This window comes from Mesorhizobium sp. M2A.F.Ca.ET.067.02.1.1 (assembly GCF_004023285.1).
Classification (GTDB): Bacteria; Pseudomonadota; Alphaproteobacteria; order Rhizobiales; family Rhizobiaceae; genus Mesorhizobium.
In genome coordinates this window covers 1-10,090 of the sequence record NZ_RZSB01000144.1, presented here as the reverse complement: position 1 = coordinate 10,090, position 10,090 = coordinate 1, and the positions used below count along the sequence as shown (strand labels likewise).

The window sequence follows — 10,090 nt, the reverse complement described above, 5'->3', positions numbered from 1 at the left end:
CTCCCCAAGGGGAGAGGAGCGGTCGGCGCCGCCGCTATCTCTTCTCCCCTCGGGGAGAAGGTGGCCGCGAAGCGGCCGGATGAGGGGGAGCGCCGTTGGCGGTTACACACCGCCGCACGGCAAAGTGACAACCTCCCGACGGCTTCCTTCGTATATGCTAAGACAATGACAGGAGATCAGGACATGAACGGCACAAAGACAAAAGCCGCGCGGCCATTCTTCACCCGCGGCGCGCTTGCGGCGCTTGGCCTTGCGGCAGTCGCCGCGGCCGTCTTCTGGCAGAGCCCGGCGCGTTCGGCCGAGGACGCGGTGGTGATCCCGCCGCCGGCAATGGACGAGAAGGCGGCGAGCGGCACCGAGAAGGCGATCTTCGCCGGCGGCTGCTTCTGGGGCGTGCAGGGCGTGTTCCAGCACGTCAAGGGCGTCAGCAAGGCGGTATCGGGCTATACAGGCGGCAGCGCCGAGAACGCCGTCTATGAGGTGGTCGGCACTGGCCGCACGGGCCATGCCGAATCCGTCGAGATCACCTACGACCCGTCGAAGGTCACCTACGGCCAGCTGCTGCAGGTCTATTTCTCGGTCGCGCACAACCCGACGCAGCTCAACTATCAGGGGCCGGATTCCGGCACGCAGTACCGCTCGACGATCTTCGCCGAGAATGACGAGCAGAAGAAGGTCGCCGAGAGCTACATCGCCCAGCTCGACAAGGCCAAGGTGTTTTCGAAGCCGATCGTCACCACGCTGGAAACCGGCAAGACCTTCTATCCGGCCGAGGATTATCATCAGGACTTCCTGACGCTGAACCCGACCTATCCCTATATCGTCTACAACGACCTGCCCAAGATCGAGAATCTCAAGGCGCTGTTCCCGCAGCTTTACAGCGAGAAGCCGGTGCTTGTGCTGGCCTCCAGCAAGAGCTGAGAGACCGTTTGGAAATTCTACTCCGGCGGCCATCTGCCGGCGGTTTCTGCGCTACTGCAGCGCCGCGCGTCCTCTTGGACGCGCAAAGGACGCTGCAGCACTTTTGCTTGGCGCATGATCCTTTCCGAAAATCGATTTCGATTTTCGGATCATGCGCAGGCTCACGGACCTGATGTCCGCTCCGCTCCGGTTCTCGAAACCACCACCATATGACTCGCCGGAGCGAATTTCGAAACGGTCTCCGGGCCGGCCGGTTCCCGGCTTAGGGATATATGCGTGGCGGATGCCTAGGCGATTGGCCAAAGCCTACGCGAAGTCGTCATCCACGGGCGGAGCAAGGAGCGAAGCGACGCGCGCAGACCCGAGGATCCATGCCGTGACTTCCGAGCGCCGCAATGGTGCAGAATTCTGCTCTGATGCATCCTGCGCTCAAAGTCATGGCATGGATTCCAGGGTCTCCGCGACGCCGCTTCGCGGCTGCTCCGCCCAGGAATGACGAGGTTCGGGCGGCTTTGGCCAATCCCCTGCCTTCGCGCCGATTTCAAGGACAGAAACGGTGAACGGCGTCGCTCGCACTTTCCTGGAGTGCTCCAGCCCGGTCTGCCGTTTGAACCCATGACCCTCGAAACCATCGCCCTTGTTTTGCTTGCAAACAGAGCACAGTGTGAAGCAGTTCATAGAGTTATACTTGACGCTGCAAAACATTGACGTTCGATCTTCTGCCGCCACATAATCACCGCCGCCACCTTCTCGAAAGTTCTGTTTCAGTTGATCCGGAGCATTGCTTCCGGCGCGGATTTTGTTGGCTGCAGTGATATGCCGGACCAGCCGGCGCTGCATCGGGGAGGACCGACAAATGGCCGTCCAGATAAAGGTTTCCGTCTACACCAATGGCGACGACGCTTTCGTCGCCTGGGCGCCGAGCGACTTCATCGCCGGATGCCGGGGTTTCCTGCTCGAGCGCGGCCGCAAGGTTGGCGCGACCGAGAAGATCGAGACGGTGGAGAACCGCGTCGGCTTCACCAAGGACAGGCCGAAATCGGGCGACCACAGGCCGTCCGACGTCTGGCCGTTCCAGCGCTTCAACTGGACCGACCATGCCGCCGATGTCGGCAATGTCGTGCGCTACCGGGTCACCGCGATGATGAGCACGGGCCCCGGCAAGCCGCTGATCAAGGGCGCTTCCAGCGACTGGACGGAGTGGAAGACGCTTGCCACCGACGCCGGGGGCGGCTTTTCCTGCTACTTCAACCGCGGGCTGGTGCTGTCGCAATTCGTCGCCCGCTACATGGCCAAGAACAGGCTGACGCCGGCGGCCTTCAAGAAGAGCCTGCAGACCAATGGCGACGCGAAATTCCGCGCCTTCCTGGAAGGCGATCTCGGCCTGCGCATGGTCGGGCTGACGCAAGGCGCCGGCGACGAGCTGCATGCCGCGCTCTACGAGCTCGGCGACGCGACGCTGGAGACGGCGCTGATCGGGCTCGGCCCGCGGCTGCATCTCATCCTCGCCAACGGTTCCGACAAAAGCGGCGACGGCAACAAGGACGCGCGCAAGAACCTCAACGACCACGGCATCTCGACCATCGACCGGATGCTGAAATCGAAAGGGCTCGGCCACAACAAGTTCGTCGTCGTCTCCGAAGACGGCGAGCCGAAGAAGGTGTGGACCGGCAGCACCAACTGGAGCACCACGGGCCTGTGCACGCAGGTCAACAACGGCCTGCTGATCGAGGACGCGGCTGTCGCGGCGCATTTCCGCAAGAATTGGGACCTGCTCAAGGATGCCTCGCCGCCGAAGACCGACCCGGCCAATTTCACGCCGGCGCTGATCGCCGACAACGACGCGCCGAAAACCTTCACGATCGGGAGCGCCAGGGCGACCGTCTGGTTCACCCGCACCTCGAACGGCGCCGACATGGATGCGCTGCGCGAGGTCATCAGCTCGGCCCGGCAGGCGGTGCTGTTCTTGATGTTCACGCCGGGCAAGCAGGGGCTGCACACGCTTGCCGGAGAGCGGGCCAAGGAGAAAGGCATGTATGTGCGCGGCGTGGTCTCGACGCTGAGCGCGGACGAGGGCGGCACCGGGCAAAATTTCCTCGACATCGACCTGGTGAGCAGCGATCGCAAATTCACGCCCGACCGCTATGCGGTGGCGCAGCCGCAAGGCCTCGACGCGCCGCTCGGGCCATGGATCGCCGAGGTCAACCGGCGCGAGTTCCTGTCGCAGATCGGCCACGCCATCGTGCACTCGAAGATCCTGGTGACCGACCCGCATTCGAAGGACTGCGTGGTGGTGACCGGGAGCCACAATTTCTCGGCGCCGGCGAGTCGGAAGAACGACGAGAACCTGGTCATCATCCGTGGTCACCGCAAGCTCGCCGCCGCCTATGCCACCTACGCGATGTCGGTCTACAGCCACTATCGCTACCGCTCCTACATCCGCGAGATGCGGGCTGAGGGCAAGACGCCGTGGAGCTATCTCGACGACGACGATCAGTGGCTGAAGACCGAGCTCCGGACCAAGGCGCAGGAGATCGCGTTCTGGACAGCGCAGAGCTAGCTTCCTTCTCCCCGCTTGCGGGGGTGAGGAGTGGTCCGCGCAGCGGACGGAAAGCCAATTGCTTGGCTTTCCGAACGACGAACGCCCGGAGCGACAGCGAAGGGCCCGTGCCCGAAGGGCGGATGAGGGGCAGCGCCGGCGTCTGCAGTTTGAGCGCCGGCTGCCTGCCTTTGCCCAAGGTCGCGCCGTCCCGCTTTACCTGAAAGCTCAGCGCCGCCCCTCATCCGCCTGCCGGCACCTTCTCCCCGTAAACGGCCCACTAGGGGGAGATCAGCAGCTTCGGCGCCCCTACTCCTCCAGGTCGATCTCCTCGGTCTGGCCGCCGCTGCAGGTGTAGCAGCAATCCTCGCAGGTCTCCTGGTTGTTGGGGCCGACGCCCCAATAGGTGCTTTCGTCGCCGTCCACCCAGGCGCCGTAGCAGATCTTCTCGCCCTCGTTGCAAGAGATCGGCAGTTGCTTGGTCTCGCCGTCGTCGAGATAGAAATCCTTGCCATCGCCCGGCCAGACATAGTCGCGGTCCTGGCTGTAGAGCTCGACGCGCATGGCGTTGGGATGGTTGTTCCTGATCTGGAAGGTGACGTCGCCGGCATGGGCGGCGGGCGCGATGAGGACGGCAAGCGAAAGCGCGGCGGCGGCGCGGCGCGCGAAAGAGATGGACATGAGAACCCCCGAGACAGAATCGGCCCCCACGGCCGATGCCGGATGATGGCATGAGGCGTGGCGATGCCAAGGGGTGGGGAGGAAAATAGTGGGGTGAATTTGAGGGGATTGGCGAAGACGGCAGCGACGTCTGATCTCCCCCTTGTGGGGGAGATGGCCGGCAGGCCAGAGGGGGGCGCGAAGGATCGCGGCTTCTCAGGATTAAGGTTCCTCGCCCCACGAAGTGGGGAGAGGTGTCTCGGCGAAGCCGAGACGGAGAGGGGAGCGCCCTACGAAGGCCCCCTCTCCGTCCGCTTCGCGGACACCTCTCCCCCGCTTTGCGGGGGCGAGGAACCCAAGCGTTGAACTCCCCCTACTCCGCCAGGTCCACCGTCTCTGTCGAATGCTCCACGCAGATGAAGCAGCAGGTGTCGCAGGGCTGGTCGTTGTCGGGGCCGACGCCGGCGCTGACGGAATCGTCGCCGTCCACCCAGGCGCCCCAGCAGATATGCTCGCCGGGCTCGCAGGAGATCGGCACGGATTTCTTCGCCTTCGGCCGGATCAGGAACACCTTGTCGCCGCCCGGCCAGACTTTCTGGCTGTCGCGGCTGAACAGCTCGAGCGCCACGCCGTCCGAGCGCTGGTTGCGCACGAAGACCGACATGTCGGCGGCGGCGGCCGGCGTGGTGAGGAGAAGGAGAGCGAGCAGAGCGCGAATCATGGCGAGGTCCCCGAGGGGAGTAGAGCACGGGTGGAGTGCGTAATCTCCCCCCTTGTGGGGGTTGAGGAGCGGTCCGCGCAGCGGACGGGAAACCAATTGCTTGGCTTTCCGAGCAACGAAAGCCCGGCAGGGCAGAGGGGGGCGTGAAGGAACGCGGCGCCTGTGAGTTCGCGTTTCCTCGCCCCACGAAAGTGGGGAGAGGTGGCTCGGCGAAGCCGAGACGGAGAGGGGAGCGCCCTACGAAGGCCCCTCTCCGTCCGCTTCGCGGACACCTCTCCCCGCACGTGGCGGGGCGAGGAACCTAGGCCTTGAGATGCCGGCGGGACAGCGCCCCGCTGTCCTGCCGGACATCTCCCCGCGAATCACCGCCTCACCACCACATGCGGTGCAAACTTCTTCACCGCATCCACCAGGTCCTGCCCCCGCACGTCGAGCGAGGAGATCTCCATATGCACGGTGTTCCGGCCGAAAGGCATCAGCCCGAAGGCGTTGGCGGAGGAATAGCGGATTTCGTCGGGCGGCTCGCCGGTGAGCTCGAAATTGAGCATCGCCGCGCCCTTGCCGCCGGCGGCAAGCCGCACGCTCCGCACCTTGCTCCACGGCACCAGCACGTCGCCGGCGCGAGCATCGCGGAAACCACGCTGATCCAAGACGACCTTGACCGAAGTGTCGAAAGCGCCGCGCGCGATAAAGGCGCCGAGCCCGAGACAAGCGGCGGCGAGCAGCGCGATCCACAGCACATGCCCTCCATCCGCGCCCGAGGCCACGCCCTGCAGCGCGCCGAAGCCGAAGACGCCGCCGATCAGGAACGGCCCGAGCGCCGGAAAGATCTTTCCCGACGGGCTGTTGCGGAGTTCGAGCGGCGCGGCCATGGCCCTGGCACTCAGCGCTCCGCTTTCAGCAAAGTCCAGATCCAGCCGACGAAGGTCAGCACCAGGAACGGATAGCCGAGCGCCGGCAGCGGCGACGAGGTGGGCAAAAGCGGCGCGCCCCACAGGATCATCAGCACCGAAACAGTGAAGAGCGCGGCGGCAATGAGCCCCGTGAGCCGCATCCAGAGCGCGAAGGTGGCCTGCGCGCTAACCATGACCAGCCCCGCCGCCCACAGCGCAATGCCGCCGGCATAGGAAGGCACGCTGGCCTGCAGCCCCGCCGCATTGCCGGCCAGAAGCAGGCTTTCGCCGGCGAGGAAAGTGAGAAAGCCGGCCGCGACGAGATCATTGCCGAGCCGCTGGTATTTTATCGTCAGCAGCGCCGCGGCGACGACGATGCCCGCGCCGTCGATGGTCCACAGCGTCTCGCGCAGCGCGTCGCTGCCAACGAAAGTGCCCGCCATGCCCAACGCGCCGCCAATGGCGAGGCCCCGACGGTGTCCGAGGTGGAGCGCATGTGATGTCTCCCCAAGCCGGGGAACAGGATACGCCAAGGTGGGCGGATGGAGAAGGGAGGACACTAGGCAAGTGCACTGGGATCATAGACACGAACTGAAAAATCGAAAGCAACCTCCCGAAGGAACAGAGGCGAGGGGGTTCGATGGCGGGAGGCTCAGGGCCGAAATGACGTGCGACACCGTTACGGCTCAGGCAGAATCATGTAGGAATCTAACCTAAGACGGCACTAGCGGGAGGAGGTTTAAATTCTAAGGCGAATCGAGTTCGAGAACTTTCGAAAGCACTCTAAATTCCGCGTTACCTGCAAAGAGCGAAATATCTTCGTAGGTCCAAACAACGCTGGAAAGTCTTCAGTGCTCGACGCCCTCCGGCTGTTCGCTGACGTAGCTCGCTACGCGGAATACAGACTTCCGGTCCTGAAGACCCAAAGTCCGTATGGCGTTTGCGCAACATACGAAATGGCTAATAAGAATTTTTGCCTGCCCATTGCAAATATACCGACAGATGAGTCGGAAGATGACGTTAAGATTTCGATATTTCACGAGAATGGATCCGCCCTTCACATTATACTGAACGTCGACCGTCAACCAATCGTTTTCATACAATCAGATAGAAGAGCAAAGAGCACCAAGGCCTTCTTCAGAGACTGCTTTCCAGAATCCATAATTGTCGTTCCGACGCTGGGTCAGTTTGAGGAAACCGAGAAACCGAACGATCCCGATTACGTTAGAAGCGTCGAGCATACTCGACTTGCTGCGCGAAACTTTAGGAATATTTGGCGACAGAAGAGCCACGGCGAATTTCAGGAATTCTCCGCGCTAGTGGAGGGTAATTGGAAAGATATCGAGGTTCAAAAACCGAAAGTAATTGTTGGAGTGCCATCGACGCTTGAGATGATTTACCTCGAGAAGGGGTATCCAAGAGAAATCTATTTGTCAGGATTTGGATTTCAGGCGTGGATGCAAATCATGGCCCATTTTCTTCGAGGGTCGGGAGGAGATATCCTCGTTCTGGACGAGCCTGACGTGTACCTCCACGCCGACCTACAGAGAAGACTTTACGGCATTGCCAAGAAGAGATTTTCTCAGATTTTTCTTGCCACTCATTCGGCAGAGATCATGAACGAAGCCAACTCAGGCGATGTCGTTCTGGTGAGATCGGAACTGCAGACAGGGAAGCGGATCACCACCGAGGAAGGCTACCGTAGCGCGCATGCGCTATTAGGTTCCTCAGAGAACGCCGACTTTGCGCGTCTTTCTAGAGCCAGAAGGATAATAGCATTCGAGGGAAACGATCGCTCCATCTATCGAAGGTTCGAGCAAATGCTGATTCCCGATGGGGTATTTAGCGATCCTGACACGATGCTGCTCAAGATAGGTGGGTACGAACAATGGCCTCGGGTAGGCAACCTGCCTTGGGCCTTTCAGGAGCTTTTTGGAATTCAACCCAAGATCGCCGCGATCTTTGACCGAGATTATCGATGCTTGGACGAAATTGAAGGCCACGAGCAGAAGCTAAGAAGGTCGGGGGTCTTCTGTCATGTCCTCCGGCGAAAAGAGATCGAGAACTATGTCATCGCTCGGGACGCGATCTACAAGGCTACGCAAAAGGCAGCTAAAAAGAAAGAGAAAACGATAGAAGATGCGTGGATCGACAATACCTTGTCCGCTATTTCTTTGGAAATGCGCGAGGATTGCCTCATTAACGTCCAATCGGCGACAAGCAAGTACTATCAGCTCAAACGCGACGGTAGGGACACTCAGACCATTCTGAAGTTGGCTAAAAGCGAATTTGATAAAGATTGGACGACTCGGGGATATAGTTGTCGAATTTCTGGAAAAGAGTTTTTTTCGGCTTACAATCGGGTGCTTGACGAGGCCTACGGGATATCTATCTCGCTGTTTCAGGTTTTGGACGAATTCCACGCATCGGAATTCGATGTGGAATTCTGTGACATGCTCACTGAGGTAAATCGATACTTCGCTGAGGAGTAGCGAGCGCTCCGCGCGCCAAAGCCCCCCTCAATCCCCCATCTTCAGCGCCTGGATAAACGCCTCCTGCGGGATATCCACCTTGCCGAACTGCCGCATGCGCTTCTTGCCCTCTTTCTGCTTGTCGAGCAGCTTGCGCTTGCGGGTCACGTCGCCGCCGTAGCATTTGGCGGTGACGTCCTTGCGCAGGGCCGAGACGGTCTCGCGTGCGATGATGCGGCCGCCTATGGCCGCCTGGATCGGGATCTTGAAGAGATGCTGCGGGATCAGCTCCTTCAGCTTCTCGCACATGGCGCGGCCGCGCTTCTCCGCGGCCGAGCGGTGCACAAGCATGGATAAAGCGTCGACCGGCTCGTCATTGACCAGGATCGACATCTTCACCAGGTCGCCCTCGCGATAATCGGTCAAATGATAGTCGAAGGAGGCGTAGCCCTTGGAGATCGACTTCAGCCGGTCGTAGAAATCGAACACCACCTCGTTGAGCGGCAGGTCGTAGGTCAGCATGGCGCGTTTGCCGACATAGGAGAGATCGGCCTGGATGCCGCGCCTGTCCTGGCAGAGTTTTAGGATGCCGCCGAGATAGTCGTCGGGCGTCAGGATCGTGGCGCGGATCCACGGCTCCTCGATCGAGGCGATCTTGACCACGTCGGGCATGTCGGCCGGGTTGTGCAATTCCTTCACCGTGCCGTCGATGAGGTTCATGCGATAGACGACGCTAGGCGCGGTGGCGATGAGGTCGAGGTTGAACTCGCGCTCCAGCCGCTCCTGGATGATCTCCAGATGCAGCAGACCGAGGAAGCCGCAGCGGAAGCCGAAGCCGAGCGCGGCCGACGTCTCCATCTCATAAGAGAAGCTGGCGTCGTTGAGGCGCAGCTTGCCGACGGCGGCGCGCAGATCCTCGAAATCGGCGGCGTCGACCGGGAACAGGCCGCAGAACACCACCGGCTGCGCCGGCTTGAAGCCGGGCAGCGCCTTCTGCGTCGGGCGGCGGTCCTCGGTGATGGTGTCGCCGACGCGGGTGTCGGCCACTTCCTTGATCGAGCCGGTGAAGAAGCCGAATTCGCCCGGGCCGAGCTCGTCGACATTGACGCGGGCCGGCTTGAACACGCCGGTGCGTTCGACGAGATATTTCGCGCCGGTGCCCATCATGCGGATGGTCTGGCCCTTCTTCATCACGCCGTCGATGATGCGCACCAGAACGATGACGCCGAGATAGGCGTCGTACCAGCTGTCGACCAGCATGGCCTTGAGCGGCGCGTTGATGTCGCCCTCGCGCGGCGGCGGCAGCTGGTGAACGATCGCCTCCAGCACGTCCGGCACACCGAGGCCGGTCTTGGCCGAGATCAGCACCGCGTTGGAGGCGTCGAGGCCGATCACCTCCTCGACCTGCTCGCGGATGCGCTCGGGCTCGGCCGCCGGCAGGTCGACCTTGTTCAGCACCACGACGATCTCGTGGTTGTTGTCGATGGCCTGGTAGACATTGGCCAGCGTCTGCGCCTCGACGCCCTGGGAAGCGTCCACCACCAGCAGCGACCCCTCGCAGGCGGCGAGCGAACGCGACACCTCATAGGCGAAGTCGACATGTCCAGGCGTGTCGATGAGGTTCAGCACATAGTCCTCGCCGTTCTTGGCGCGGTAGTTGAGCCTGACCGTCTGGGCCTTGATGGTGATGCCGCGCTCGCGCTCGATATCCATCGAGTCCAGCACCTGCTCCTTCATGTCGCGCTCCTCCAGCGCGCCGGTGAGCTGGATCAGCCGGTCGGCAAGCGTGGATTTGCCATGGTCGATATGGGCGACGATGGAGAAATTGCGGATGTGGTCGAGCGGCGTCGTCATGCGGCGCGCTTTAGCAGGGGCGGGGTTGAGG

9 protein-coding genes are annotated in these 10,090 nt (G+C 61.8%); 3 read left to right on the top strand and 6 right to left on the bottom strand.

The genetic code is table 11. The features are described from left to right. Nucleotides 1-183: 183 nt before the first annotated feature. Nucleotides 184-921, top strand: a complete 738-nt coding sequence (gene msrA, locus EOA28_RS13010) for a peptide-methionine (S)-S-oxide reductase MsrA (protein WP_127253000.1) — start codon at nt 184-186, stop codon at nt 919-921. 435 nt (nt 922-1,356) lie between these two features. Here msrA and EOA28_RS13005 read toward each other — a convergent pair whose 3' ends face one another. Next, complete coding sequence (locus tag EOA28_RS13005; protein ID WP_127252999.1) at nt 1,357-1,761, bottom strand: hypothetical protein; 405 nt, start codon at nt 1,759-1,761, stop codon at nt 1,357-1,359. Nucleotides 1,762-1,777: 16 nt separating this feature from the next. Between EOA28_RS13005 and EOA28_RS13000 the strand changes: the two genes are divergently transcribed. Further along, a complete protein-coding gene (locus EOA28_RS13000) occupies nt 1,778-3,481 on the top strand; it encodes a phospholipase D-like domain-containing protein (RefSeq protein ID WP_127252998.1) in 1,704 nt (567 codons plus the stop codon). Nucleotides 3,482-3,769: 288 nt separating this feature from the next. On the opposite strand, the gene EOA28_RS12995 is transcribed toward EOA28_RS13000, so the two are convergent. From EOA28_RS12995 to EOA28_RS38820, 4 genes are all read right to left on the bottom strand, one after another. Further along, entirely contained in the window at nt 3,770-4,141 is a 372-nt protein-coding gene (locus EOA28_RS12995) for a hypothetical protein (protein ID WP_127252997.1), read from the bottom strand. Between the two features lie 352 nt (nt 4,142-4,493). Beyond that, entirely contained in the window at nt 4,494-4,841 is a 348-nt protein-coding gene (locus EOA28_RS12990; RefSeq protein WP_126080281.1) for a hypothetical protein, read from the bottom strand. 362 nt (nt 4,842-5,203) lie between these two features. After that, nucleotides 5,204-5,713: a hypothetical protein gene (locus tag EOA28_RS12985; protein WP_127252996.1), complete on the bottom strand. Its 510-nt coding sequence runs from the start codon at nt 5,711-5,713 to the stop codon at nt 5,204-5,206. A gap of 11 nt (nt 5,714-5,724) precedes the next feature. Continuing rightward, a complete protein-coding gene (locus EOA28_RS38820; RefSeq protein WP_245463429.1) occupies nt 5,725-6,177 on the bottom strand; it encodes a hypothetical protein in 453 nt (150 codons plus the stop codon). Nucleotides 6,178-6,477: 300 nt separating this feature from the next. Between EOA28_RS38820 and EOA28_RS12975 the strand changes: the two genes are divergently transcribed. Continuing rightward, nucleotides 6,478-8,226, top strand: a complete 1,749-nt coding sequence (locus EOA28_RS12975; RefSeq protein WP_127252995.1) for an ATP-binding protein — start codon at nt 6,478-6,480, stop codon at nt 8,224-8,226. Between the two features lie 27 nt (nt 8,227-8,253). Here EOA28_RS12975 and lepA read toward each other — a convergent pair whose 3' ends face one another. Continuing rightward, on the bottom strand, nt 8,254-10,059 hold the full coding sequence (lepA, locus tag EOA28_RS12970; RefSeq protein ID WP_127252994.1) for a translation elongation factor 4: 1,806 nt from the start codon (nt 10,057-10,059) through the stop codon (nt 8,254-8,256). Nucleotides 10,060-10,090: the final 31 nt, after the last annotated feature.

Bases quoted from the DNA above. Each gene is read 5' to 3' on its own strand.
- EOA28_RS12985 (WP_127252996.1), bottom strand. From the start codon at position 5,713: ATGGCCGCGCCGCTCGAACTCCGCAACAGCCCGTCGGGAAAGATCTTT.
- EOA28_RS38820 (WP_245463429.1), bottom strand. From the start codon at position 6,177: ATGGCGGGCACTTTCGTTGGCAGCGACGCGCTGCGCGAGACGCTGTGG.
- EOA28_RS12990 (WP_126080281.1), bottom strand. From the start codon at position 4,841: ATGATTCGCGCTCTGCTCGCTCTCCTTCTCCTCACCACGCCGGCCGCC.
- lepA (WP_127252994.1), bottom strand. From the start codon at position 10,059: ATGACGACGCCGCTCGACCACATCCGCAATTTCTCCATCGTCGCCCAT.
- EOA28_RS13000 (WP_127252998.1), top strand. From the start codon at position 1,778: ATGGCCGTCCAGATAAAGGTTTCCGTCTACACCAATGGCGACGACGCT.
- EOA28_RS12995 (WP_127252997.1), bottom strand. From the start codon at position 4,141: ATGTCCATCTCTTTCGCGCGCCGCGCCGCCGCCGCGCTTTCGCTTGCC.
- msrA (WP_127253000.1), top strand. From the start codon at position 184: ATGAACGGCACAAAGACAAAAGCCGCGCGGCCATTCTTCACCCGCGGC.
- EOA28_RS13005 (WP_127252999.1), bottom strand. From the start codon at position 1,761: ATGCAGCGCCGGCTGGTCCGGCATATCACTGCAGCCAACAAAATCCGC.